At 62.3% G+C, this 25,611-nt stretch carries 23 protein-coding genes, 2 pseudogenes and 1 riboswitch; of the genes and pseudogenes, 17 read left to right on the forward strand and 8 right to left on the reverse strand.

All coding sequences use genetic code 11. The features are described from left to right. Window positions 1–12: 12 nt before the first annotated feature. The 6 genes from GGQ64_RS17680 to GGQ64_RS17705 all read right to left on the reverse strand — a co-directional run bounded on the left by GGQ64_RS17680 (window position 13) and on the right by GGQ64_RS17705 (window position 6,510). Window positions 13–1,908, reverse strand: coding sequence for a flavohemoglobin expression-modulating QEGLA motif protein (locus tag GGQ64_RS17680; RefSeq protein WP_183806635.1), 1,896 nt, complete (start codon window positions 1,906–1,908; stop codon window positions 13–15). Further along, on the reverse strand, window positions 1,905–2,729 hold the full coding sequence (locus tag GGQ64_RS17685) for an N-formylglutamate amidohydrolase (protein WP_183806636.1): 825 nt from the start codon (window positions 2,727–2,729) through the stop codon (window positions 1,905–1,907). The genes GGQ64_RS17680 and GGQ64_RS17685 overlap by 4 nt, the downstream gene beginning before the upstream one ends. A 109-nt stretch (window positions 2,730–2,838) precedes the next feature. Continuing rightward, window positions 2,839–3,633, reverse strand: a complete 795-nt coding sequence (locus GGQ64_RS17690) for a class I SAM-dependent methyltransferase (RefSeq protein ID WP_183806850.1) — start codon at window positions 3,631–3,633, stop codon at window positions 2,839–2,841. Between the two features lie 5 nt (window positions 3,634–3,638). After that, on the reverse strand, window positions 3,639–4,457 hold the full coding sequence (locus GGQ64_RS17695) for an ABC transporter ATP-binding protein (RefSeq protein WP_183806637.1): 819 nt from the start codon (window positions 4,455–4,457) through the stop codon (window positions 3,639–3,641). Next, window positions 4,454–5,482: an iron chelate uptake ABC transporter family permease subunit gene (locus GGQ64_RS17700; protein ID WP_183806638.1), complete on the reverse strand. Its 1,029-nt coding sequence runs from the start codon at window positions 5,480–5,482 to the stop codon at window positions 4,454–4,456. The genes GGQ64_RS17695 and GGQ64_RS17700 overlap by 4 nt, the downstream gene beginning before the upstream one ends. Next, a complete protein-coding gene (locus tag GGQ64_RS17705) occupies window positions 5,479–6,510 on the reverse strand; it encodes an ABC transporter substrate-binding protein (protein WP_183806639.1) in 1,032 nt (343 codons plus the stop codon). The genes GGQ64_RS17700 and GGQ64_RS17705 overlap by 4 nt, the downstream gene beginning before the upstream one ends. Before the next feature lie 171 nt (window positions 6,511–6,681). Next, window positions 6,682–6,911: riboswitch (cobalamin riboswitch) on the reverse strand. 98 nt (window positions 6,912–7,009) lie between these two features. On the opposite strand from GGQ64_RS17705, the pseudogene GGQ64_RS17710 reads away from it, so the two are divergent. The 15 genes and pseudogenes from GGQ64_RS17710 to GGQ64_RS27835 form a co-directional block, all read left to right on the forward strand. Further along, a pseudogene (locus tag GGQ64_RS17710) lies at window positions 7,010–7,354 on the forward strand (IS5 family transposase); the annotation flags it as partial. A 53-nt stretch (window positions 7,355–7,407) separates the two neighbouring features. Next, window positions 7,408–7,989: a transposase gene (locus tag GGQ64_RS17715; protein ID WP_183806640.1), complete on the forward strand. Its 582-nt coding sequence runs from the start codon at window positions 7,408–7,410 to the stop codon at window positions 7,987–7,989. Between the two features lie 425 nt (window positions 7,990–8,414). Then, on the forward strand, window positions 8,415–9,434 hold the full coding sequence (locus GGQ64_RS17720; RefSeq protein WP_183806641.1) for a LacI family DNA-binding transcriptional regulator: 1,020 nt from the start codon (window positions 8,415–8,417) through the stop codon (window positions 9,432–9,434). Window positions 9,435–9,582: 148 nt separating this feature from the next. Then, on the forward strand, window positions 9,583–10,917 hold the full coding sequence (locus tag GGQ64_RS17725) for an extracellular solute-binding protein (protein WP_183806642.1): 1,335 nt from the start codon (window positions 9,583–9,585) through the stop codon (window positions 10,915–10,917). 65 nt (window positions 10,918–10,982) lie between these two features. Continuing rightward, the gene (locus GGQ64_RS17730; RefSeq protein ID WP_183806643.1) at window positions 10,983–11,915 is read left to right on the forward strand and encodes a carbohydrate ABC transporter permease; all 933 of its coding nucleotides are present in this window, start codon (window positions 10,983–10,985) and stop codon (window positions 11,913–11,915) included. Further along, window positions 11,908–12,735: a carbohydrate ABC transporter permease gene (locus GGQ64_RS17735; protein ID WP_183806644.1), complete on the forward strand. Its 828-nt coding sequence runs from the start codon at window positions 11,908–11,910 to the stop codon at window positions 12,733–12,735. Before GGQ64_RS17730 ends, GGQ64_RS17735 begins: the two co-directional genes overlap by 8 nt. Before the next feature lie 31 nt (window positions 12,736–12,766). Beyond that, window positions 12,767–13,531, forward strand: coding sequence for an SDR family NAD(P)-dependent oxidoreductase (locus tag GGQ64_RS17740; RefSeq protein WP_183806645.1), 765 nt, complete (start codon window positions 12,767–12,769; stop codon window positions 13,529–13,531). A 55-nt stretch (window positions 13,532–13,586) separates the two neighbouring features. After that, window positions 13,587–14,702 carry an ABC transporter ATP-binding protein gene (locus GGQ64_RS17745; protein ID WP_183806646.1) on the forward strand — a complete coding sequence of 372 codons (1,116 nt, stop codon included), beginning with the start codon at window positions 13,587–13,589 and terminating at the stop codon, window positions 14,700–14,702. Between the two features lie 29 nt (window positions 14,703–14,731). Continuing rightward, a complete protein-coding gene (locus GGQ64_RS17750; RefSeq protein WP_183806647.1) occupies window positions 14,732–15,502 on the forward strand; it encodes an SDR family NAD(P)-dependent oxidoreductase in 771 nt (256 codons plus the stop codon). A 153-nt stretch (window positions 15,503–15,655) separates the two neighbouring features. After that, window positions 15,656–16,303 carry a nucleoside/nucleotide kinase family protein gene (locus GGQ64_RS17755; RefSeq protein WP_183806648.1) on the forward strand — a complete coding sequence of 216 codons (648 nt, stop codon included), beginning with the start codon at window positions 15,656–15,658 and terminating at the stop codon, window positions 16,301–16,303. A 108-nt stretch (window positions 16,304–16,411) separates the two neighbouring features. Continuing rightward, the gene (locus tag GGQ64_RS17760) at window positions 16,412–17,281 is read left to right on the forward strand and encodes a D-psicose 3-epimerase (RefSeq protein ID WP_183806649.1); all 870 of its coding nucleotides are present in this window, start codon (window positions 16,412–16,414) and stop codon (window positions 17,279–17,281) included. Between the two features lie 1,021 nt (window positions 17,282–18,302). Further along, window positions 18,303–19,082, forward strand: a complete 780-nt coding sequence (locus GGQ64_RS17765; protein ID WP_183806650.1) for an RNA polymerase sigma factor sigma-70 region 4 domain-containing protein — start codon at window positions 18,303–18,305, stop codon at window positions 19,080–19,082. Next, window positions 19,079–19,660, forward strand: a complete 582-nt coding sequence (locus tag GGQ64_RS17770) for a hypothetical protein (protein WP_183806651.1) — start codon at window positions 19,079–19,081, stop codon at window positions 19,658–19,660. The genes GGQ64_RS17765 and GGQ64_RS17770 overlap by 4 nt, the downstream gene beginning before the upstream one ends. A gap of 487 nt (window positions 19,661–20,147) precedes the next feature. Then, window positions 20,148–20,750: a UvrD-helicase domain-containing protein gene (locus tag GGQ64_RS28450; protein WP_484549459.1), complete on the forward strand. Its 603-nt coding sequence runs from the start codon at window positions 20,148–20,150 to the stop codon at window positions 20,748–20,750. Window positions 20,751–20,784: 34 nt separating this feature from the next. Next, entirely contained in the window at window positions 20,785–22,128 is a 1,344-nt protein-coding gene (locus GGQ64_RS27835; RefSeq protein WP_183806653.1) for an ATP-binding domain-containing protein, read from the forward strand. A 153-nt stretch (window positions 22,129–22,281) separates the two neighbouring features. Here the strand turns inward: GGQ64_RS27835 and GGQ64_RS27840 are convergent. Continuing rightward, window positions 22,282–22,377, reverse strand: a pseudogene (locus GGQ64_RS27840) (NYN domain-containing protein); the annotation flags it as partial. 132 nt (window positions 22,378–22,509) lie between these two features. Between GGQ64_RS27840 and GGQ64_RS17785 the strand changes: the two are divergent. After that, complete coding sequence (locus GGQ64_RS17785) at window positions 22,510–22,653, forward strand: hypothetical protein (RefSeq protein ID WP_183806654.1); 144 nt, start codon at window positions 22,510–22,512, stop codon at window positions 22,651–22,653. A gap of 820 nt (window positions 22,654–23,473) precedes the next feature. Here the strand turns inward: GGQ64_RS17785 and GGQ64_RS17790 are convergent. After that, window positions 23,474–24,178, reverse strand: coding sequence for a transcriptional regulator NanR (locus tag GGQ64_RS17790; RefSeq protein ID WP_183806851.1), 705 nt, complete (start codon window positions 24,176–24,178; stop codon window positions 23,474–23,476). Window positions 24,179–24,352: 174 nt separating this feature from the next. On the opposite strand from GGQ64_RS17790, the gene oiaX reads away from it, so the two are divergent. Beyond that, window positions 24,353–25,606 (forward strand): 3-oxo-isoapionate-4-phosphate decarboxylase OiaX, encoded by a 1,254-nt coding sequence (gene oiaX, locus GGQ64_RS17795; protein WP_183806655.1) that lies wholly within the window; start codon window positions 24,353–24,355, stop codon window positions 25,604–25,606. Window positions 25,607–25,611: the final 5 nt, after the last annotated feature.

Here is a 25,611-nt window from a genome sequence, read left to right on the forward strand (position 1 = left end):
GTGGTGCTCTCCTCAAGGTTCGAGCATGGCAAGGGGGGACAGGCCGACGCGCGCCCTGGCAAGGCGTTCGCGGCCACGTTCGGTTTCCAGGCAGAGCGGCCGCAGGATCGGCGCCTTGAGCAGGCCGCGTGCGCCCAACTCCTCCATCACGCCGAAGTGGGCCGCCGAGATCTTGCCCATCCAGAACGGATCGAGTGCCGCGCCGGCCTTCAGGTGGCTCAGCAGCGTCAGCAGCCCGCGAAGATAGATGGCATCCTTTGCGAGCCCGCCGCCGCGATAGACGCGAAGCAGAAGCGCAAACGCCGTTTCAGGATCGAGCTCATGCTCCCCCGTCATGACGCGGAACGCTTCGACGAAGGACGCGCCCGAAAGCATCAGGTCGCAGCCGACCACGCGCGCAGCCAGCAGCCGCAGTCGCTCCGAGGTGAACCCGCCCGCGAGATATTCGGCAAAGACCGCCAGCCCCTCCTGCATACCCTCGTACCCCGCAAGACCGGTGCGAAAGACGCGCAGACCCTGCGCGGATCCGTTGAAGTAGGTAAGCAGGTGGACGCCCACCTCGTGGCTGAGAAGCGCCTCGACGCGATGACGCATCATGCGCGTTCGTCGCGAAATGAGGAGCCGCCTGCCCGACACCATCAGACCGGCCGGCACGTCGTCGCGCACCTCGATCGCGGCGTCAAATCCGTCGTATCGCCGATGATAATCCGAGATCATCGCCCGGGCGCGGCGCTCCACGAACCCGCAATCCACGGCCTCGTCGTGCCCCTGCGCAAGCGAGGGCATGCGCCTTGCACCACGGGTGCGCTCGAGCACGTCGAGGGCGCCTTCGAGCAGCGGCGGCTCGACCAGGCCATAGAGGGCGCGGCCGAACTCGACGAAGCGCACCGTCTCGCGATGCCCGATCAGCGTCAGTTGCAGGTCGAGCTCCTGCCGCTTCTCGCGATAAAGCTGATGAAGGACGGGGTCCTCGAGCCGGTCGAGCGAGATCGAATAGAGGCGGCGTTTCTCGCGCTCGACCAGAAGGGCCAGGGGTCGATAGAGAAAGCGCGGCGGGCGGTCGAAGCCACCGGCCTTGAATTCCTGCCATGCCGCATTCGCATTGATCGGCGTGACGGCGAGCAGGAAGTCGAAGCTGGAAGCGACCTCGTCCATGCCGCGGTCGGCGCGCTCCACGGCATCGATGAAGGCCTTGCGCCCGAACGCCCGATGGGTGGCGGGCTTCGGCAGCCCTTCTTCTGTCAGAAACGTCGTGAACGCCTGCAGGCCGGCATCGAGAAAGTTGTCGACGATGCGCTGGCGCAGTTCGGGATAGACGATCTCCGAACCCGGAGAACGATGGATCGGCGCGAAACGCAGCGTCATGAGCGGCAGGTGCAGCCCCAGCAGTTGCGAGCGGACGCACGGGTCGTCTTCCGCCTTGCGGCACTCGACCCGCGGCGTGCGGAAGCGGGCCTTGAAGGCCTCCACCGCCCCGGCAAAGGCCATCATCGCGGCGGTGGCCGAGGTGCCAGCCGTCGCCGACAACCTGACCTCGAAGGGTTGCAGGAAGGGCGCGTCCTCCGACAGAAGCCGATCCCGCTCCAGTTCGTCGACGTCGAGCAGGACGAACGTGCCGAAGCGCCGCCGCAGGGCATCCGCAAGGGGCGGAACGATCTTCACGGCGTCCTCGACGCAGCCGACAAGCAGATAGGACGCATGCGCCGCCGCAATCTCGCGGGCGACCGTGTGAGTGTCGGCAGCGCCCACATGCAGGCAGAGGAAGGGCAAGGGCCGGTCGATATGCAGCCGGCCGCCCGCGAACTCCTGGCGCACGGACTTGCCCGCCTCCAGTGCCGCGAGTGCCTCGTCCAGCGCAAAGCCTTCTCTTGCCGGCCGTTCCTTGGCTTCCGTTTTCGCCGCGTTCATGAAACCTCCCGCAGCGCCCTTTCCAGCGCCGGCACCGACGCGTTGACCAGTTCCCGAAGGGCTGCGACGGCGCGCGGGTCGGGCATTCCGGTCCACTCGTCCATGAAGATCTTCTTGAACTCCACCGCCGGCGCGCAGCCGTTCTCGGGAAAGCGCTCGTGGATGAAGCGCGTCTGCTGGCCGCGCCCCTCGAACGCCACGTTCTCGCGCACGTCCAGCCGCCTGCCGAGAAAATCGAAACTGCGGGCGACATCGATGAAAGCATCGACGACAGGCGCCCAGCGCTCGCGATCCATCGAGTGGGTGCCGATGTTGATGTCGGGCGCCTTCTCCGGGTCTGTCGGATCTGCGGCAGGACCGGTCCGGCGGTGGTTGTAGCTGTGGATGTCGAGCACGACGAAACGCCCGTGCTGCTCCTCGATGTCGCGAAGATAGGCCTCGAGCATGGCATAGTAGGCGTCGTGGATCGCAAGGCTTTCGGCCACCATGGCCGGCGAGGGCTGCTCGCGCCAGACATCGATGCCCCAGGCCTGCTCCGGCCGGAGGTAGACGGCGCCGTCGCGAGGACGGTTCAGGTCGATCTCGAAGCGGGACTGGTGAAAAACAATGCGGTTTCGCAGGTCGCCGATCGTCAGACCCGTAAACGGATCCTCCTCGCGCAGCCGCTCGTCCTCCGAAATCCGCATCTTCCGCAGGATATCGGGCCGCACCGCATGACCGTCGTGGATGGCGGTGCCGACGACCGGCGACGTGCCGCCCCGATGCGTCGTCCACCTGGGATTCGCGATCACATTGTCAGCGCGCGTGGCATCTTCCTGCATCTGGATCGTCGTTCCCTCGCAAACCTCCAAAGGAAATGCCCAGGGGCGTCTTTCGTTCCGTGCCGTGGGAAAGGGGACGCGGCCGATGCGTCTCAGATGCCGCGCTTCGTCACGCTCGCCCGCCCGTTGCTGACGGCCGCGAGGCTGCAAGGATGAAGCGGCGATAGAGCAGCGTTCGCAGCCTGTTGCGAAGATCGGCCGTCCGGCGCTGGGCAGCGGCGATCGGGCGATGCGACATCAGCCGGATATCGCCGAAGCCGGCGGCCTCCACGAGCGGCACGAGCCTTTCGGCCGTCAGCCCTTCCCCGAACGGCAGGCGCCCCATGATCGCCTGGTGGCGCTCGCTCATCGCCCCGTCATAGTGCGGGTCGTGGCCGACGAAGCGCTCGACGGCACTGACCGCAAGCAGGGCCAGGCGTCCGATCGGCGTCGGCCTTGCCCAGTTCCCGTCGAATACGAGCAGCCGGCCGCCCGGTCTCAACACCCGGAACCAGTCTGCAAGCGCCTGCTCCGGCTCAGTCAGGGTCCAGACGAGATGCCGGCAGACGATGGCATCGTAGCTTTCGTCCGGCTCCATCGTCCGCTCCGCGTCGGCAAGGATGAAGCGAACCCTTTCGTTTCCCGCGTGCTTCTCCCGCGCGACCTTCAGCATCGCTTCGGAGAAATCGAGCGCGATCACGTCATGGCCGAGCGAGAGCAGGACATTGGTCACCTCCCCGGTGCCGCAGGCAAGCTCCAGCACCCTGCGCGGCGCCTCCCCCAGTGCGCCGCGGATTGCGGCTGTCCAGGCGTCGAGCTCCGGCCCCGGCTGAATGCGGTGGCCGAAGGCGAGATCGAACGTCTCCGACCGCTTCGACCAGTATTCGCGGATATCTTCCTTCAGATGGTGGTTGCGCGCATCCATCGGCATCAGGTTCCCGTTGTCGCAAGGGCAACGGCGGGAGCGGTACGCCGCTCCGGCGGCGTTCTCCCGGGACGGAAGCGGATGTGGCAGCCGCCGTCCGGCTCGTGCTCGATTGCAACATCCACGCCGAAGACGTCGCGGATGCGCTCCACGGTCAGGACGTCCCGCGGCCGCCCCAAAGCGACGAGCCGGCCGGCCTGCATCACGGCGATCCGGTCGCAGAACATGGCGGCGTGATTGAGGTCGTGCAACGCCGCCACCACCGTCAGGTCCTGACGCCGCACCAGGTCGAGCAGGCCGATCTGGTGGCCGATATCGAGGTGGTTGGTCGGCTCGTCGAGGAGGAGAATCCGCGGCTGCTGGGCCAGCGCGCGGGCGATGTGCAGCCGCTGGCGTTCGCCGCCCGACAGGGTATGCCAGATCCTGCCTGCAAGATCGGCCATGTCGACATTGTCCAGCGCCGCATCGACGATCCGGTCGTCGTCGGGCGACCAGGGCGACAGCGGGCCGAGATAGGGCGTGCGGCCAAGCTCGACGGCCTGGCGCGCGGTGATGCGCTCGCCGGTTTCCGCCTGTTGTTCGACCAGCGCCAGCCGCTGCGCGACCGTGCGCCGGCCCAGCGCGCCGATCGGCACGCCGTCCAGCAGAACCTCTCCCGACCTGGGCTTGCGGATGCCGGAAAGCAGCGACATCAGGCTCGTCTTTCCCGAGCCGTTCGGTCCGATGATGCCGAGAAACTCGCCGGCCTCGACTGACAGCGACACATCCTTGAGAATGTCGCCGCCGCCGGCCGACCATGAAACGCGACTGGCCGCCAGCCTCATGCGCGCGCCCTCCCCTTTGCGAGGATCAAGGCGAAGGCCGGCGCCCCGATGAGCGCCGTGATCACGCCGATCGGCAGGACCTGGCCGGGAATGATGGTGCGCGACAGGATGTCTGCGAGGATCATGAAGACCGCGCCGGTCAGGGCCGCGGCCGGCAGCAGCACGCCATGGCGCACGCCCACCAGGAGCCGCGCCGCATGCGGGATGACGAGGCCGACGAAGCCGATGGAGCCGACGATCGAGACCATCACCGCAGTCATCATCGCCGACACGCCGACGAGTGCAAGATAGGTGCGTCGCACCGAGATCCCGAGCGAGGCGGCCGATTCCGCGCCGAAGGTGAAGGCGTCGAGCGGGCGCGCATGCCAGAGGCAGACGACGAGGCCGACGAGTGCCGCCGGAACGGCCAGCCAGGCATCCGCCCAGCGCACGCCCGACAGGTTTCCGAGCAGCCAGAACATGATGCCGCGCGCCTGCTCCGCCGTCGCCGCCTTGGTGACGATGAAGGAGGTGAGCGCGTTGAAGAGCTGCGAGCCCGCGACGCCGGCGAGGATGATCGCCGCCGTGCCGCGTCCGGCCTTCACCGCCAGCATGCTGACCAGCACGAAGGCTGTGATCGCGCCGACGAAGGCCCCGAGCGGCAGGGTCAGCACGCCCGCACCGATGCCCAGGATCGCGACGCCGACCGCGCCGGTCGAGGCGCCCGCGGAAATTCCGAGGATGTAGGGATCGGCGAGCGGATTGCGCAGCAGCGACTGGAGGACCGCGCCGGAGAGCGCCAGCGCCGCCCCGCAGGACGCCGCCACGACGGCCCGGCTCAGCCGGTAGCTCCAGATGATGCCCTCGTCGATCGGCTCCAGCGGATAGCCGGCATTCCACAGCCGGTTCGCCACCGTCTGCGCGACCGTGGCCATCGGGATCGCCGTCTCGCCGATTGCCGCCCCCATCCACAGTGCCAGCAGCAGGATGACGAGCGCGGCAAAAGCCGCGCCCGTCCGTCCGCCCGATGTCAGCGTCCGGTTCACTTGGCGAGGCCGGCTTTGGCGACAGCGTCTGCCAGGGCCTCAATGCCCTCGATCGTCCGGATCGTAGGGTTCATCGCCTGTGCGTCCATGTCGAAGACATGGCCGTTCTTCACCGCCGGCATCAGGCTCGCGACCGGATCGGTCTTCAGGAAATCGAGCTTGGCCTCGAGGCTGTCCAGCGGATAGCGGCGGCGCTCCATGGAGCCGGCGACGACGATGGTCGGATCGGCCGTGGCAATCGTTTCCCAGCCGACGGTCGGCCACTCGTCGTCGGTCGTGATGATGTTTTCGATGCCGAGCGCCGACATGATGTAGCCGGGGGCGCCATTCTTGCCGGCGACATAGGGATCGGCATCGGCAGCGCTGGAAAACCAGAAGACGGCCGACAGCTTGCCTTGGGCGGACGCGACCTTGGAGCGCGCAGCCTCCTCGCGCTTCTTCAGGTCGGCGACGACCTCTTCGCCCTTGTCCTGGACGTTGTAGATCTGCGCGAGCTCGCGGATCTCCTGATAGACCAGATCCATGATGAAGACCTGATGGCGCACGCCGTCGCTGGCGGCGGAGTTTTCCTTGCCGACGCAATCGGACGGCGAGGTGTAGACCGGAATTCCCAGTTCCTCGAACTGCTCCGGCCTGGCGACCACGCCCTCCGGCCCGACCTGCCACTGGAACTGCACGGCGATGATGTCCGGCTTCCTGGCCAGCACGCTCTCGAAGCTCGGATCGTTGTCCGCAAGCCGGTCTATCCGGGCGTTGACCTCTTCATAACCCTTCAGCACCGGCCCGACCCAGAGCGCGGTTCCGACCACCTTGTCGGCAAGCCCCAGCAGATAGAGGATCTCGGTGCTGCTCTGGCCGATCGAGACCGTGCGCGACGGTGCGCCCTCGAAGGTGACCGGACGTCCGCAATTCTGCAGCGTCAGCGGATAGCTCGTCTCCGCGGCACTCGCCTGGCCATGGAAGGACGATGCGGCCAGGCACAGGGCGACAAAACCCGCGCGAAGCGGTTGTTTCAAATGAATTTTCATGGAATTTCCCCGAAATAGCTAGGAGGCCGCGCAGGGCGGCGTTGAAAACGGAAAAGCCGTCAGGCCGCTCGAAGGATCGCCAGGTCTCGGGAAAGGCAGCGTGAAGACGCACAGCAAGGCGCCGATAGTCGTCATGGTAAACTCCTGTTCCGGGCTTCCCCGCCCGTGACGTTGGATCGATGCTGGACGGCAGGTCTCCTGGCTTACGGATATGCGCCGTTCATCTGCCTTCCCGCGCGTCGCGCAGTGGCATGGCGCCGAGGTGCCACGAGGATGAACGGCAATCCGCTTACAGTTGCGGGGGCAGCCACGGTCTTGGTCCCTAATTGGGTCTTCCGCACCGTGTTCCCTATTATTCCCCTCCGCTTCGTGGGCGGGGAACCGTCGTCTTCCAGATAGCCGTTTGCGAGCCGCACCGTCAAGCGAGGCGGATCGGCAACTTTGCCTTCTGCACGCAATAGATGCGGCCGGATTGAACCACGAAGGACTTTGTGTGGGTGTGAAGCGGTATGAATTGAATCAAGGGCAATGGTTGAGAATTGCATCGTTGTTGCCCGGCAAGGCTGGCGATCCCGGCCGGACCGGCCCGGATAATCGCATGTTTATCAATGGTTGCCTCTGGGTCTTGCGTTCGGGTGCACATTGGCGCGATTTACCGGAGCGCTATGGCAAGTGGAAGACGGTGCATCGCCGGTTCAGCCGCTGGTGCCATGCCGGCATATGGGAACGGGTGTTCGCGGCGCTGACGGCAGACCGCGATAGCCAGTATCTGATGATCGATAGTACGATCGTTCGTGCCCATCAGCAGGCGGCATCCGGAAAAGATCCCATGAGGCGACGGGCCGCGGAACTCAGGTAAGGTTTCGGGGTCCGACATCCTAACCTTGGAGACGTCTCATGAATCTCTCATCCGTTGCTCTGCCGCCCATCGACGAGAAGACTGCCACAATTTTCGTGGCGCTGGAATTGAGCAAGTCGGCCTGGCTTGTCGCTCTGCATTCGCCGGCGGCCGACAAGATCAGCCTGCATCGCCTGCAAGGAGGCGACACCGAAGGGCTTATGGCTCTCATTGAACGCCGGCGCGAACAGGCGCAGGCCGCCTTGGCGCGTCCTGTCCAGGTGATGTCGTGCTACGAGGCCGGTTACGACGGTTTCTGGCTGCATCGTTTCCTGTGCGACCGCGGCATCGACAATCAAGTTCTCGATGCGGCCAGCATCCTCGTCGACCGCCGGTCACGCCTGGCCAAGACGGATCGCCTCGATGCGGCGGCGCTGCTGCGCACGCTGATGGTGCTGGAACGCGGCGAGCCGCGGGTCTGCCGGGTTGTGCGCGTGCCGAACCTCGAGCAGGAGAACGACCGCCGTCGCAGCCGGGAACGGGCTCGGCTGGTCAATGAACGTGGCCAGCATTCGAGCCGGGTCAAAGGCCTCTTGATGACCCAGGGCATCCGCGACTTCAAACCAGCCAGGCGAGCGTGAGCAGCTAGAGGTGCTGAGCACAGCCGACGGGCGAGATCTGCCACCCTGCCTTAAGCGCGAGATAGAGCGCGAGTGCCGCCGACCGCAGGACCATTCACTTCCAAGGCTTCATCCACATCGCCGCCGCTATGATCTGGTTACGCTGAATGTCGATCCGGCCTAGGCGTGCGCATAGCTGGTGAGGAGGTGCTCGTTGAGGCATCCGAAAAGTGGCCTGTCAGCAGCCAGCGGGTTCGCGCGAGCACCAGCTCCTAGAGCCCGACCTGATTGCGGTGATAAACGACAGTCCAAACAGCCTTGTCCATGTGTGCCACTGAGAATGAACGAACCCGCACAAATGACTTGAAAGATTCTGATAGTTCTGTAAAACGTTTTTCGTAAATCGTTTTACAGAACTGGATGCGCCTTGGGAGGGGCCGGTCAGTATGGTCATCTCCATCAAAGACGTTGCGAAACGGGCGGGTGTTTCCGCAGGAACCGTGTCCAATGTTTTTAGCGGCAACCGTGCTGTGAAGAGCGACCTCGTGGAGCGTGTGCGTCGTGCTGCGACCGATTTGGGGTATCAGCCTGACCGAGCCGCTTCGCAGCTTCGGGCTGGCAAAGCCAGAATTGTCGCCGCCCTGGTTCCGGACCTGAACAACCCGTTCTTCACCAGCCTGATCGCCTCGATCGAGGCCAGGGTCCGCGGCGAAGGCTACGATATCATCGTCGCAAGCTCTCATGGCGACGCGGAGGAGGAGACCCGCCGTTTGGCTGCGCTGCTTGGTTGGCGTCCGGCGGGTGTGGTGATCATCCCGTGCAACGACGATTTCTCAAGCCGCGAACTGCTTATGGGCAGTGGCATTCCGTTCGTCGTCGCCGACCGTGTCCCATCGTATTTCGAAGGCGATGCCGTGACGGTCGACAACGTCGATGCCGGCCGGCAGGCGGCCGAGCACCTGGTTGCGCTTGGTCACGCCCGGTTCGTCGTCGCAGCTTCTTCCATGAAACTGCAGAACATTCGCGAGCGCTGCGAGGGAATAGCAGCGGTGCTGGCAAAGCAGGGGCTGCCTTCGCCGACCTTGATCGAGGTGGGGCTCGATTTCGACACCGCTTCGGAACGGCTCGGAACGTTCATGGAGGGTGAGCAGCAGGCGACCGCCTTCATCGCGCTCACGAATTTCGCGACCTTGGGAATTCTTGCCTCGGCCCACAAGACCGGCTTGTCGGTTCCTGACGACATCTCTGTCATGGGCTTCGACGACTATTCCTGGATGCATGCGGTTAAGCCGCCGCTGACCGCCATACGCCAGCCCGTGGAGGAGATCGGGCGTACGATTTGGAACCGCTTGCGCGGACACCTCGATGACGAGGGTGAGCCGCCGGCGCGGGAGAGACTTCTATGCGAGCTGGTGGTCCGGGCATCCACCGGAGCACCCAAGACTGCTGGAGTAAGCTCCGCTTAGCGTGCAGAGGCGCACGCGGAGATAAGAGGCACCGTTAAGGAAGAACCGATGTGGCGGAGCGACCCGCCGCACAGGAGGAGCTTTGTCGACGCTCGGGCGCCGTCGGAGGCTGTAGGAGAACGCGCCTGTCAACTTGGAGGAGTAACACATGCTGCATGCAAAACTGATCGGGTCAATTTCCGCCATGGCGATGCTCAGTGCGCCTGCTGCCCTGGCACAGGATATCGACTGGAAGGCTCAGCTTGGCGAACATTCGGGCAAGACCCTGCGCGTCATGACGATCACGGACCCCTTCATCGATTCCATCAAGGCGGTCAAGGACGGCTTCACCGACGTGACCGGCGCCAAGATCGAGGTCGATGGCTACGGCTACGACGCCCTGCACGAAAAGGAGTTGCTGGCGTGCTCCCAGAACGACGGCAGCTACGACGTCATGCTGATTGACGGCATCTGGATCGGCGAGTTCGCCGAAGCCGGTTGCCTTGACCCCGTGGAAGAAAAGATTGCCGAGAATCCCGATCTCTATGCCTGGGACGACTTCACGCCTGCAGCCGCCGGCCAGGCGAGCTGGGAAGGGCAACGCGTTTGCCTTCCGGTCGGCATCTACTACGAGCTGATGTATTACCGCACGGATCTCTTCGAGCAGGCTGGACGCAAGGTGCCTGAAACCTTCGAAGAGCTGAAGGACGCGGCAGCATTCTTCACCAACAACAAGGACTTTCCCGACGTCTACGGCTACGCCATGAACAACAAGCGTGGTGCGGCGGCCGGCCAGCAATGGTTCGAATGGATCTACAGCGCCGGCGGCAAGCCCTGGGTGTCCAACGACATCGGCTCCGCCGAGCCCTACAAGGACCAGACGCCACTGTTCAACTCGCAGGAGTCGGTCGATCTCGTCCAACTGTTCCGCGACATGGTTGCCTACGGTCCTCCAGGCGTCGAATCCTTCGCATGGGACGAACGCGCCAACGCGTTTGCGGCCGGCAAGCTGGCGATGATCAATGACTGGTCCGTGCGCGCCCAGATCGCAAACGATCCGAAGCAGAGCCAGATCGCCGGCAAGTTCAAGGCGGCGCTGATGCCGCACAAGGATGGCGGCAAGACGATCACTCCGGTCGGTGGCTGGGTAGCCTGCGTGAATACGCACGGCGCGCAGAAGGACGCCGCCTGGGACTTCCTGAAGTGGTTCGCCAGCAAGCCGGTTCATCGTGATTTCGTCCTGGCCGGCGGGCCGCCGAGCCGTCTGTCTGCAATGGAGGACAAGGACATTCAGGCGAAGTTCCCTTGGACCTCGGTACTGCTCGAAGGGCAAAAGGATTCCTGGGCTGAAGTCCGCCCGCGTCACTCCATCGCGTTCCAGCTGATCGATACGGTCGGAGCCCACGTCAACAAGGCGATCATCGGCGAGCTGAGCGCCAAGGACGCCATGGATGCCGCGAACACGGACGTGACGAAGCTTCTCCAGGACAACGGCCAGCTTTAGCGAACACTCCCCGGGGGCGGGCGCGCCGTTCGCCCCCGGTTTCATGTCTACCGGAGGATCTCACGATGGCTAATATTGCAATGCGGGCGGGCGCGCCTCAGGAAGCGCCACGGCGCGCCTTCATTCACAGCGACCGATTCCAGAGGACCGCGTTCATCGCGCCGACCTGCATCTTCCTGGCCCTGCTGACCATCTGGCCATTCATCTATTCGGTCTATCTCAGCTTGCATGCGGTGAAGCTTACGGCCATGAAGCGCGCGGTTTTCGTTGGCGCGAACAACTACATCAACCTGCTCAGCGATCCGCTGTTTCTGCGGGCCATGGTGAATACCGGTATGCTTGCCGTGACCTCCATCACGTGCGAAATCGTGATCGCCTTCGTGATTGCGAAAGCCTTCGTCAGCCTGAGCCACCTGAAATGGCTCAATGGCCTGCGCTCATTGTTCATGCTGCCGATGATGGTCACGCCGCTGATCGTCGGCATGATCTTCTCCTATGTCTTCAATCCCGTCCTCGGCATTGCAAATTACCTGCTGGGCGGCGTCGGTCTCGGTCCGGTTCCGTGGTTCGGGGACACGACAGCGGCGATGATCTCGATCCTTTTGATCAATATCTGGCAATGGACCCCTTTCATGATGCTGCTGATCATGGCCGGTCTGCTGTCGATCCGCTCCGATCTCTACGAGGCCGCGCGCGTGGACGGGGCGAAGTGGCATCACGTCCTGACCCTGCTGGAGATACCCTCGATCAAGGGCATCGTCCTGCTCGGCGTCATCCTGCGCATCATCGATACATTGCGCTTCTTCGACGTGGTCTATGTCACGACGCGCGGCGGACCGGGGGATTCGACGATGGTTCTGACCCTCTACGCCTACCAGCAAAACTTTCAGTTCTTCCAGGCGGGCGTCGGCTCGGCTGCGGCAGTCATCATCCTGGTCATCTCCATGGTCATCACAACCTTTGCCGTGCGTCTTCTGAGGAGGATCGAAAATGACTAGCGCCAAGTTCCGGCCGCGCGACGTTGGGCCGATGGTCCTGGTTCTGGCGTTCGTTTTCGTGTCCATCGCCCCCCTGCTCTGGATGGCGCTGGCCGCGTTCAAGCCGACGGCCGACATCATCGCGATCCCGCCCGTCTGGATTCCCGACTTCACCTATCTGCAGAATTTCCAGGACGTGCTGACGCAGTTCTGGCCGTTCATCGTCAATTCTCTGATTGCCACCGTCGGCGCGACGATCCTGGCGCTCGTCCTGGCGGTTCCGACGGCCTTTGCGCTGGTCAATCACCGTTTCCGCGGCCGCGAGGCGCTGGCGGACTGGATTCTTTCGACACGCATGATGCCGCCGATCGCCGCGGCCGTGCCGCTTTTCGTGATCTTTCGTGGGGCGGGCCTGCTCGATTCCCTTCCGGGGCTGATCATCGCCTATGCCGGGTTCAATCTTCCCTTCGCCGTCTGGATGACCATGTCCTTCGTCCGGCGTGTCCCGAAGGAACTCATCGAGGCCGCTCGCCTCGAAGGCTGCACATGGTGGCAGGTGCTCACGGGCGTCGTGCTTCCGCTGAGCAAGAGCGGTCTTGCGGCGGTTGCCACCTTCGTCTTCATCTTCGCGTGGAACGAGTTCATGCTCGCGCTGTTCCTGACGACGCGCGAAGCCAAGACGTTTCCGGTCGTCATCTCGTCCTTCATCGGCACGGGTCGCGTCTACTGGGAATACATTGCGGCGGCGTCCGTCATTCAGTGCCTGCCGCCGGTCCTCTTCACCTTCTTCATGCAGAAACACATCGTGTCCGGCGTCACCATGGGCGCCGTGAAGGACTGATGCTCAACCTAGTCAAAGACGGAGCACTCCAATGATTTCCCAACGCGGCGCGAACAAGACGGCACTGGTCACCGGTGCATCCCGAGGTATCGGACGGGCAATCGCCGAACGGCTGGCGGCCGAGGGTTACCTCGTGTTCGCCAATGACCTGCCGGCCCGCAAGGCCGAGCTCACCGATCTGGTGGCGACAATCACGTCGAACAGTGGCCGGTGCGAGATCACCTATTGCGATGTCAGCGACGCTGCTTCCGTGGACGCCATGGCGCAGGATCTGCTCGCCAAGGCAGGCCGACTTGACGTCCTCGTCAACAATGCCGGGGTCCGGTCCGTCCATCTGGCCGACGATATCCAGCCGGACGAATGGGACCGGATGTTTGCTGTCAACACGAAGGGGACGTTCCTCGTCACCAGAGCCTTCCTGTCGCACTTGCGATCGAACGGCCGCGGCCGGGTCATCAACATCGCCTCGATCGGCGGCAAGCTCGGCGGTCCGACCGAGACGCATTACTGCGCCTCGAAGGGGGCCGTGGTGAACTTCACCCAGGGCCTAGCCCGGGAAGTCGCCAAGGACGGCATCACCGTCAACGCCGTCTGCCCCGGCGTCATCGCCACCGACATGGGGCGCACCCATCTCGAAGACCCGGAGACCCTTCGCAAGGTTCTCGAAAAGACATCGATGGGCCGCGTCGGCAATCCGGAGGACGTGGTCGGCGCGGTTGCGTTCTTCGCTTCGGACGACGCCTCTTTCATCACGGGGCAATCACTGAATGTCGACGGCGGCATCATCTTCCACTGAAGGGATCGGCCGCAGGACAGTCGGCGCCCGGCGCCGCATTTGAGGAGTAAGTAACATGGGCCAGATAAAGCTCGAAAATGTCGTCAAGAGCTTCGGAGAGTTCGATGTCATTCGTGATGTCAGCCTGACGATCAACGAGGGCGAGTACGTGGTCTTCGTCGGACCATCCGGCTGCGGCAAGTCGTCCCTGCTCAGGCTGATCACCGGCCTCGAGGATGTATCGAGCGGACGCGTCTGGATAGACGGCCGCGACGTCACGGATGTCGCGCCCTCAGAGCGGCAGCTGGCCATGGTGTTCCAGTCCTACGCCTTGTTCCCGCATTTGACGGTTGCGGATAATATCGGCTTCGGCCTGCGCGTATCGGGAAGGCCGAAGGCTGAAATCCGCGAGAAAGTGCTCACAACCGCGCGCGCCCTGGCCCTGGACCCCTATCTCGACCGCTATCCACGCCAGCTTTCCGGTGGGCAGCGCCAGCGCGTCGCGATCGGACGCGCCATCGTCCGCGCCCCGACCGCATTCCTGTTCGACGAGCCGTTGTCAAACCTCGATGCGGCGCTGCGCGTCCAGATGCGGCTCGAACTGATCCGGCTCCACGACGAACTGAAGACCACGATGATCTATGTGACGCACGATCAGGTGGAGGCGATGACGATGGCCGACCGGATCGTGGTTCTCAATGCCGGCAAGGTCGAGCAGTTCGACACGCCGATCGCGCTCTACGATGCCCCCGCGAACCGGTTCGTCGCAGGCTTCATCGGGTCTCCAAAGATGAACTTCATCGAAGCGACGGCAGAGCGGGGCCGTCGCATCCTGACTTCGGCGGGCGCCGTCGAGATCTCCAATCTGAAGGCGCCTCTTTCGCCAGGAAAAGTGACCTTCGGTATCCGTCCGGAGCACCTCGGCTATGATCGCGAGGCCGGCCTGTGGAAGGGGACGATCCTCGTCGAGGAACAGCTTGGTAGCGACGCCTACTTCACCGTCGATGTGACGGCCTTGGGCACGCTCACAGTTCGTGCGGTCGGCGAGCGCGGATATCGCCGTGGCGACACCATTTTCCTCACACCGGATCCGGCGCGTTCGCATCTTTTTGCCGAAGATGGCCGCGCGCTGACTGCGCCAGCAAGCAATCTATCGAATTCACAACAACAGTCTGCAGCCGGCTCTGCCTGAGCCCATCATTTTTTCTGAAAGGCATTCTCATGTATATGGAAAAGCTCCGACTGGACGGGAAGCTGGCCGTCGTCACGGGCGGCAGCCGCGGTATAGGCCTTGCGATCGCCGAGGCGCTTGCCGAGGCCGGTGCCAGGATGATCCTGCTGGATCGCGACGCGGAGGCGCTCGAGCAGGGTAAGGCGGCGCTGGCCGGCAAGGGGTATGCCGCTCTTTCCTATGTGGTGGACGTCACCGACTCGTCTGCGGTCCAACGCATGGCCGACATCATCGCAGCCGAGCACGGCGCGGCGGATATTCTCATTGCCAATGCCGGGATCGGCCGGCCGCCGATTGCGGCGGAAGACGTGGAAGATGCGGACTGGCTTGCGGTCAACGACGTCAACCTGAACGGCGTATTCTGGTGCGATCGCGCGTTCGGTCGCCATATGCTGGCCAAAGGGGCGGGCGCGATCGTCAACATCGGATCCATGTCCGGCCTGATCGTCAACCGTCCGCAGGGACAGTCGCATTACAACGCTTCCAAGGCAGCGGTTCATCATCTCACCCATTCGCTGGCAGCCGAATGGGCCGGTCGCGGCGTGCGCGTCAATTCCGTCGCTCCCACCTATATCGAGACGCCACTGATCGGCCACGCCGAAGCCAGCGGACTTGCCGCCGAGTGGCGCCGGGACACGCCGATGGGCCGCTTCGGCCAGGCACATGAAGTTGCGAGCGTGGTGCATTTCCTTGTCTCTGATGGCGCCAGTCTGATGACGGGTGCGGTCGTTCCCGTCGACGGAGGGTTTACCTGCTGGTGAGTGCTAAACCAGGAACCCGCGTCCACTCGCCTGCAACCGCGGACATGCCGTCGGCGATCTGAAGCGAAGAGCATTTCGACGAACGTTTCGCGCGGCGCCGCGTCGACGCCGATGGCCTGCGCTTGACTGCAGGGTTTCTTCATTGGAGGGAATATGAGTAGCTTGGAAATGCATGCCCGCCGTATCGCGGACATTGCCTTGCAGCGATTTTTCGACGGCAAGAGGCGGCGCGTCCTGATCGCGGTCGCAGGCGCGCCGGGCTGTGGAAAATCAACCTTGGCCGAGCGGGCCGTCGACCTCGTCAACGACGGCCGCGACGCCAGCGCTGCGCTCTTTCCGATGGATGGATATCACTATGACGACGTGGTTTTGGAAAGTATGGGGCGCCTGGCGTTCAAGGGGGCGATCGATACGTTCGATGCCCATGGCTTCAGGCACATGTTGCAGCGCCTCAAGGCCAACGAGGACGACGCCATTGCCGTCCCCGTCTTTGACCGTTCGATCGAGATCGCTCGGGCGGGCGGGCGGCTGATTTCGCAGTCCACCGATATCATCATCTGCGAAGGGAATTACCTTCTCGCCGACCGTGCGCCTTGGAATCTGCTCAAGCCGATCTTCGATTTCACCATCTTTGTCGACGTCGATGAAGCCGAATTGCGACACCGACTTCGGGAACGCTGGCGAGGTTTCGGACTGGACGAAGCGGAGATCACACGCAAGGTCGAAGACAATGACCTGCCGAACGGCATGGCCATCGTGTCCGCCTCGGCAGAACCCGATCTTCGCCTGACGAACTCCTAAAATGAACCACCGCAACCGGCGCGTCCGTCGCGCGACGGGCGCTCTATCGCACTCCGCACCCGGCAAGTTGCCCACCAGAAAGCCCAACCAAACATCGAGGAGACCCTTATGAAACACGGAATCTACTATTCTTACTGGGAACACGAGTGGAGCGCCAAGTTCGGTCCCTACATAGAGAAGGTGGCAAAGCTCGGCTTCGATGTCATCGAGGTTGCCGCACATCATATCAACGAATACAGCGATGCCGAGCTTGCGGACATCAAGCAGAGCGCGAAAGACAACAACATCATCCTGACCGCCGGCATCGGCCCCTCCAAGACGAAGAACCTGTCTTCGCCTGACACGGCCGTTCGCGAGGCGGGAAAGGCCTTCTTCCAGCAGACGCTGAAGAATGTCGCCAAGCTCGACATCAGGTCGATCGGCGGGGCACTCCATTCTTATTGGCCGGTGGATTACTCGAACCCGGTCGACAAGGAGGGAGATCGGGCGCGTGGCGTCGAGGGTATTTACGGCATCGCGGGCTTTGCCAGCGACCTAGGCATCAATCTCTGCATCGAGGTGCTCAATCGCTTCGAGAACCACGTCCTGAACACCGCTGCCGAAGGAGTGGCCTTCGTGACGGATGTCGGAAAGGCGAATGTCAAAGTGATGCTGGACACGTTCCACATGAACATCGAGGAAGACAGCTTCGGTGATGCCATCCGTACCGCAGGCCCGTTGCTCGGCCATTTCCATACCGGCGAGAGCAATCGCCGTGTGCCGGGCAAGGGCAGAATTCCCTGGCACGAGATTGGCCTTGCGCTTCGCGAGATCAACTACTCTGGCGCCGTCGTCATGGAACCGTTTGTGAAAACGGGTGGGACCATTGGTTCCGATATCCGTGTCTGGCGCGATCTCAGCGGTGGCGCAGACGAAGCCAAGATGGACGAAGATGCTCGAAATGCGCTGGCATTTTCTCGATTTGTGCTCGGCAGTTGACCCTGCCGGCACTTGCCGCATCTACATGTCCTTGGGAGCAGCGCGCGCCGACATTCATCATGTCCCGGCAGGCGAACTCCCAGGGGCTTGAGCAACGACGGCGATCACCGTCTCAAGCGATCCGGCCCACCACTCCGTCCTTTCGATCATCTGGATGCTATCTCGCCGCGACCAGTTCTTCGGGTGGTAGGAGAGAATGCTCACTCGCTGTTTTTCGGCGAATAGGCCTACGAACGTGCCGCGGAACCGCGTGAACTGTTCCGCGTGCCCTGTGCGGGCCATGTCGATTTGTACGACTACATGGAGCTCATTCCCTTCGACAAGCTCCAGTCGTTCTTCGAGGCGAATCTCGCCTAGAGCATGTCTCCCGAAAGTGGGAACCGGTTTCGGGATAAAGACATGCGTTAAAACAAAGACCTAAAGTGCCAAAAGCGAATCCGAAGGATCGCGACCTGCTTTAGCAAAATTCAGGTGGCCGTTTGCAGATCGGCAAGCGGCCACGCCCTGGATTTTGGCAACTGAAAGACCGAAACAGGTTTCGCGGCCGTGCGCCCAAATCCGTCGAGCGTTCAATTGAGCTGCTTCCGACGTTCCTTACCACTCAGGCCGGCCTGGGTCACGACGCGGAAGCGCCAGAAGGGGTAAATGCCATCTCGGAAACATGGCGACTTTGCGCCCGCATTTCGGTCATTCGCACCGTCGGACCTATTCACTGGAAGCGGTCATCTCTCGCGGCCTCCTCACACTGGATTGTGGAATAGCAAGGTTAGGCCGCCCGTGGACACGTATCTGCTTCTATCAGCGAAGGATACTGCGGCTTATGGTCGATCCATCTGAGATCCAGCAATAGTAACCATGGCTATTCCAAGCTATTCAAGGCGTGGGCGAGTATCGAATCATCGAACGTGGGGGACCTACGAGGCATACAGGTCGTTTCCCAACTATGTCGTTTTTGATTCCGGGTGCAGCGAGTCTCGCCGATTAGCGTCGTGAAACTGGTTGGCCGAGAAGGAAGAGCAAATTGATCGCTCCGCTCACGAAGCGCAAGAAGAAGGACGGAACGCTCTACGAGCGTCCTGAACATATCGAGCATTTGCTAAGGGAACTGCAAGGACTCGCGCGGGACGAGTTGGTGGGACGCTCGCTGATACGCGATCGCTCGAACCCTTCGTATATCCCCTCCGAGTGTCTCGTACATTTTGTGCGCGCCTCTCGACGCGACAACTCTGAGGCTTGGTTCGAACGGTTGTATAAGACCCTGCTCGATCGGGTTTCGCGTGCCATCCCGCGTTCGGACGGACTCGGAAACACGACGTCGCTCACCCGCGAGCGCATACGTGAGAAGGCGATAGACCGCTTCATCGAACTCGTCTCCGAAGACCGCATTTCGCCGAGTGACCGTATGGATTTCTACGAAGTGCGGTTCGACCTCGGCATAAAACGACTCCGTCTGGATGCCCAAGAACAGGCCTGGCGCGACGAGAGCCGCAGCGTCGACCTCGACGAAGCCGACACTGCGATGGAAAGCGACTCCGGCTCTGTCGTGGTCGACCGGCTAGCGGAGGATATTTCTTCCGATCCGCTTTTCCGCCGGAAGCTTTATGCGGCGATTGGGAAACTGCCACCGGAACAAAGCAGGACCATGCACCTGCTTCTCAATGGATGGCTTACCCACTCGAGCGATCCCGACGTCATGACCATCGCAAAGACATTGAACTGTTCGGATCGCTCTGTTCGCAACTATAAAGAGCGAGCGCTCAAGACGCTCATGGCTCTCTTCAATCAAGGGGATGATCAATGACGGTCAACCATCCGCCTCTGGGCCTTCAGGACGTACTCGATGAATTCATGATGGAAGACGATCAGGGATCGGAGGTGCTCGCACGATACGTCCGCGAATATCCTCAATTCGCAGCGCAGCTCGTCGACTTCTCCATACTCGCGGCCAGCGACGATAGCGATGACCAGAGGGAACTATCCGCTATCGACCAGTCGAGGGTCGACGCGGCCTGGATCGCGTTCTCGGCGATCGACATTTCCCCAGCCTCCGATCCACTCGCAAAGCTCACCGGAGAAAAAGGAAGGTCGGTCGCGCATGCTCTAGGCGTTCCGCGTCAGGTCGTGACCTGTTTCAGGGAACACAAGGTGATCGCTACGAGCGTTCCGGATGACATCCTCCGGTTGTTTGCAGACGAGCTCGAGGTCCCGATGGCGTATGTGATCTCAGCAATGAGCCAGCCACTCGCAGGCTTCGGAGGGAGGCAGTTCAAGGCAGACGGCAAGCCGTCAGCCGGAGAACAGGTCAGCTTTGAGCAAGTCCTCATAGATGCCGGGGTTTCCGAAGCCGATCGATCGAGGCTTCTGTCCAAGGGAGGATGAAATGGACTCGGTCGAGATCGCTCGAAGGACGGCTGCGGACTTACACGCTCTCGCGGTCTCGATAGGCTTTGACCCCAGTGATCCCTACGCTTTCGCGAAGGGAGCGGCTGGTGAGCGTGGGCTGACCGTGGAACAGGCAGCTCCCGGGTCCGCGAGCCTGAACAATGGCCGTGCCACCTATATCCCGGAAGACGACCTCATCATCCATGAGAACAAGGGCTCCGTATTCGATTGCGCGTTCCTGGTCGCTCACGAGATAGGCCATTCGGAGCTCGGCGACGCCGCGGTCGCGACAGCCAAAGACGTCGAGCAGACGAGAGCTGCGGAACCGTCTCCGGTCGGAATGGACCGTGTCGTCGACTACGGTCGCCGACAGCGGCGCGAGGTCCAGATGGATCTGTTTGCCAGAGAGCTGCTTCTGCCGCGACCGCTGATGCGGAGGATGCACCTCGAAGACGGCTTGACCGCATCGCAGATTGCGGAACGCATGAAGGCTCCCTTCGATGTCGTCGCGCAGCAGCTTATCGACGCCCTTCTCTTGCCTGAGATCGAGCCGCAAGAGAGTGTTCGCCGCGAAGCTAGCTTGAACACCGAGCAGGCTACCGCAGCGAACCACCGGGGAGCCGCTTATCTTCTCGAAGCGGGTCCAGGAACGGGCAAGACGCAAACGCTTACGGAGCGCGTCGTTCAGTTGCTCGACGAAGGTATAGACCCACGCAGAATCCTCGTTCTCACCTATTCGAACAAGGCCGCGGGCGAGATGTCCGAGCGCATCGCCTTGAAGCGGCCAGAGGGAGCTGCAGCGATGTGGATGGGCACATTCCACGCGTTCGGCCTCGATCTGATTCGACGTTTTAATACCGAGTTTCTCCGACGACAGGGACAGAGCGCGGGCAGATCTGGTTCGGGATTATCTCACCGATCTGGACGAACGTTGGTCTGGGTCGCGGATCGCGCTGGCACATCGCCGCATCGATGTTCGGGCGATCAATGCCGATATCCGTGCTGCGCTTCAGGATTGCGGCCGGCTCGCGCGCGGCGGGGAAGAGCAAGGTGCACTGGGCCGAGAGGTCATCTATCAGACCAATGACGGCAAGCGATCCTTTGCGCCGGGCGACCGGATCGTGCTCCTGGAAAACGATCGCGACCTTCGCGTGAAAAACGGCATGCTCGGAACGGTGTCGGCCGTAGCATCGGACGGCCTCAAGGTCCGGCTCGACGGGCATTCCGAGCGAGGCCTGGGGTCCCAGGAAATCCGACTACCGACGGGCTATCGGGCCTTCGATCACGGCTATGCGACGACGATTCACAAGTCGCAAGGTGCGACGGTCGATCGCGCCTTCGTCATGGCGTCCGGCACGATGGATCGACATTTGACCTATGTGGCGATGACGCGCCATCGCGACAGCGTCCAGCTTTATGCCGACCGCGATGAACTAAAGGACATGAAGACGCTCGCTGCCAGCATGAGCAGATCGGGCGCGAAGGAAACCACGCTCGATTACACCCGGGCCTTTGCTGAGCGCCGCGGCCTTGCGGAGGGGTTCGGCCTTCCCAGTGAGATTGCCGTCAGCCTCTCGCCCGGGCGGGCTGAAGACCGTCCTCCGACTCACTCCGGCGCTATGAATGAGCGCGTTCGCTCTCCGGCCTCTCCTCAACCCTCGGCTCACGTCGAGGCCCAGGGGGGCAGGCAGGGTGTCGAGCGGGCCGACGAGAAGGTCGAGCCTCTGGTTCCTGCGGTCACGAGCTACTCACGCAGCGTCGAGGAGATCGCCCGTGAAAAGGCAAGGCCGGGCTTTGAGCGGGGCATGGCTGTGGTGCGTTCCATTGGTCGCAATGTCTATGTCGATTCTGATGGTGTCGCGGTAAAACTGAGCGTTGCTATCGTGGACAAAGGCATCAGCGCCCCAGCTCTGACGAAATCGATTGCGGAGCAGCCCGAGCAGTTTGGGGGTCTGCGGGGCACGGCTGGATTCCTTGGGGAGAGCAAGGAGAGGAAGGTGGCGCGGTACTATGCCAAGGCACTTGGCCATCATGTGGCGTCTGCCAGCCAGACCTGGGAGCGGAGGCTTGAAGCTGAGCGCGAGAACGAAATATGGAAGCGCGAGCGGTGTGATGTGATCGAAGTGCCGGGGCTCACGAAGCGTAGTGAGATCATATTAATGCAGCTGGATGATCTGTCTCAGGCCGAGAAGCCGCAGTTCATCGAGCAGCTATTGGGTACTCCGGAAGGAAAACAGGCGCTTGATGAAGCGAAGGCGATCGCGAAAGCGCTCAGGCAGAGATTTGGCCGAAGCGATCCACGCGATTTGAAGCAGGAGGATCTGCGACTGGGGCCGGAGGTCACGATCAGGCTGGATCGCGTCAAGGGGGTTGCGCGCATCACAGAGCGTGCGCAGCGGGCCGAACTGTCGCGGCAGTACGAGTTGGCGAAGTCGCTGAGGAACGGGCTGGGATTGGGGATGTGAGATACAGTGACCCCTCAAAAATGCGCACAGGCTAAAGGCATTTAGCAGCACTACCCCGCTTAGCGAAAAGATCAGAAGTCGGGCGCTGTGATGCCGCGTCGGAATGCGCCATGCCTGTCAGTGAGCGGCATTGAGTCAACCAGAGGCATCCCGGACGGCGCCGAGCGGCACCCAGCCATCCTCGGTTTCCATCTGACCAATGACCTGCTTGATGGTCGGTGTAGCGGCGCTCGGCGGCTGGAGCGATTTCGACGTGCTGTTCGCGCCGCTGTCGTTGGACGACCGGAAGCAGATTCAGTTGTCGGGAAAGATTGGAGCCGCGCAGCTTCCCGCACCGCGAGGCTGCGGCACTGGAGCTGGTCGGGATAGAACGAAAATGTAATGGAAATTGAGAAACACAGCCTTGTAGTTCTCGCGGCCCAGCAACTGCTTGAAATGATTATCGGCGCTAAGCTGCGCCCTTGTTTGAGGCTGCCTGAGCAGGATCTGTCGGACAAGATGAAGGTCGCCCGCGAAGAGGTATGAAACCTCGCTCTAAGAGTTTCGACAGCAAAGCAGACGCCGAGAAGTGGGCTCGTGAGCTGGAGGCCAGGTTGATCGCTTCGGTTCAGCTGTGGACACGAAGATCCTCGAGACCACGACACTTGGCGCGCCCCTGGAGCGTTATCAGCGCAAGCGGGACGGCTCGCCGCGTCTCGACGCGCGGCGGGGCGCCCTTGCGCGAGTTAGGTTTATTTGTTTTTTCTTTGTCTGGGTTTGGTGGACATATCTGCACCCCTTTGCCGGACAACTTGAAGTTTGACTTCACGGAATGGACGCGGGTCGATCATGCGCGTCTCCCGTCGTGTGAGAGGTACTTGCCGTTCGCTTGGCGGTATGTGCACCGAACCTTCCCAATAGCTTCGTGAACCGCAATAGAAGAGCTTTGACCGGCCTCGGAATTTGGGTTTGACGTTTTTGGTGTAAGTTTTTGATTTCCTACGAGATGTTTGACACCTTTTCGGAGGCGAGTTACTTCTCGACAACAAACCCGGATTGGTATCCGGACAGCGCACCAAACGCGGAACAAGGCCGTTTTGACGCGGCGTGACACGGTCATCGAACTTTCCTCGGGATCTGACCGGTTGCTCATAACGTAATAGTATTACACGAGTCACACGATTTGTTACTTTATCACGTTACAAATCGTACTAAATGCGGCCACAGGCCCGCGCCGAGCGCGTGGAGCCCTGCCACATTCAGGCGAACTCAGCAAACTTGGAGACCGGACGCTGCATTCCGGACAGTCGAAGCAATGGATCGGGAATGGACGCGCCGGATCGGCGCGATGGACGAATGGCCGGATTTACCGGTTGTAGAGCGCTCTCGATCGTTCGAGGTGTTTCAGCATCGCCGCTTCAGCGCCTTCGGCATCCCTGTCCCTGAGCCGGTCCAGAATTTCCTCGTGCTCTACCAGCGTGAGCTTTTCCTTGCCGGTCCAGATCAGCATCTCCGTGTGGTATTCCTTCAGCCAGGCCAGCATGGCCTCGCTGACAGCAACGTAGATCGGGTTGCCGGAAATCTGGGCGATGCGGCTGTGAAACTGCATGTCGGCGGCAATGAACGCCTCGGCATCGCCGAGCGAGCGCCGCTGGCGGTCGATGATGGCGCCGAGGTCGTCGATATCGCCGGTGCGGGAGCGCTGCGCCGCCTCTCGGGCCATGCCGCGCTCGAAGAATATGCGGGCGCTCTTGAGGTGCTCGAGAGAGTCCGTTGACTGCGACAGCATGATCTTCGCCGTCAGGTCAACCTGGCGGAAGATCGACTGCGCGGTGAGCTGGAGCACCTTCGCCCGCTCGCCGTGGGAAATGTTGAGCAGGCCCTTGTTGGCGAGCGACTGCATCGCCTCGCGGATGGCGGGGCGGCCGACGCCGAAACGCTCCATCAGCACGCGCTCCGAAGGCATCTCGTCGCCGGGCTTCAATTCTCCCGACGTGATCATCCGTTCCAGCCGGTCGAAGACCTCGTCGGACAGCTTGCGCCTGACGATCGGCTCAATGGATTGGGGCATGGCGTCTCTCTGGCTCATTCTCCCTCCCTTAACATTTCTGCATTTTGCGGCAAGACAGGACAGTGGAAATCGATTTTTTGAAAATTTCCATTGCAGAAATTGGAATACTTATTATACCAGATTACGAGTTGACGCCACGACAAAGTGACGTGGCGAGGAGGAGCAACGGCTTTCATGCTGATTACCCTGACCTACCGCATCGAGACGCCCGGCAGCGTCGAGGCGATGGCGAGCAAGATCGCCAGCGACCAGTCCACGGGCACCTTCGTAGCGGTGCCGGGCGAGACGGAGGAGCTGAAGTCACGGGTCGCGGCGCGCGTGCTCGCCATCCGTCCGCTCGAAGACACCTTCTCTCCCACATGGCCGGAGGCCGAACCGGGCCAGCGGCTCAACCGGGCCGACGTAGACATCGCCTTTCCGCTCGATGCCATCGGCACCGACCTCTCCGCCCTGATGACGATCGCGATCGGCGGCGTCTTCTCCATCAGGGGCATGACCGGCATCCGCATCGTCGACATGCAGCTGCCGGAGGCGTTCAAGGGCGCCCATCCCGGCCCGCAGTTCGGCATCGACGGCAGCCGCCGGCTGACCGGTGTCGAAGGGCGCCCGATCATCGGCACGATCGTCAAGCCGGCGCTAGGCCTACGTCCGCACGAGACGGCCGAACTGGTCGGCGAACTGATCGAATCCGGCGTCGACTTCATCAAGGACGACGAGAAGCTGATGAGCCCGGCCTATTCGCCGCTGAAGGAGAGGGTCGCCGCGATCATGCCGCGCATCCTCGACCACGAGCAGAAGACCGGCAAGAAGGTGATGTACGCCTTCGGCATCTCGCATGCCGACCCGGACGAGATGATGCGCAACCACGACCTCGTGCTGGCGGCGGGCGGCAACTGTGCGGTCGTCAACATCAATTCCATCGGCTTCGGGGGCATGAGCTTCCTGCGCAAGCGCTCGGGTCTCGTGCTGCATGCGCATCGCAACGGCTGGGACGTGCTGACCCGCGATCCGGGCGCCGGCATGGACTTCAAGGTCTACCAGCAATTCTGGCGCCTTCTCGGCGTCGACCAGTTCCAGATCAACGGCATCCGGATCAAGTACTGGGAGCCGGACGAGAGCTTCGTCCAGTCCTTCAAGGCCGTCAGCACGCCGCTGTTCGATCCTTCCGACCGGCCGCTTCCCGTTGCGGGTTCCGGCCAGTGGGGCGGCCAGGCGCCGGACACCTACCGGCGGACGGGGCGGACGACCGACCTTCTCTATCTCTGCGGCGGCGGCATCGTCAGCCATCCGGGCGGCCCTGCCGCCGGCGTTCGCGCCGTCCAGCAGGCCTGGCAGGCCGCGGTCGCCGACATCCCGCTTGGCGACTACGCCAAGGACCATCCCGAACTTGCGGCCTCGCTCGCAAAATTCGGTGACGGCAAGGAGTAAGCATT

Origin of the sequence: Mycoplana azooxidifex, from assembly GCF_014196765.1 — a bacterium.
Lineage (GTDB): Bacteria > Pseudomonadota > Alphaproteobacteria > Rhizobiales > Rhizobiaceae > Mycoplana > Mycoplana azooxidifex.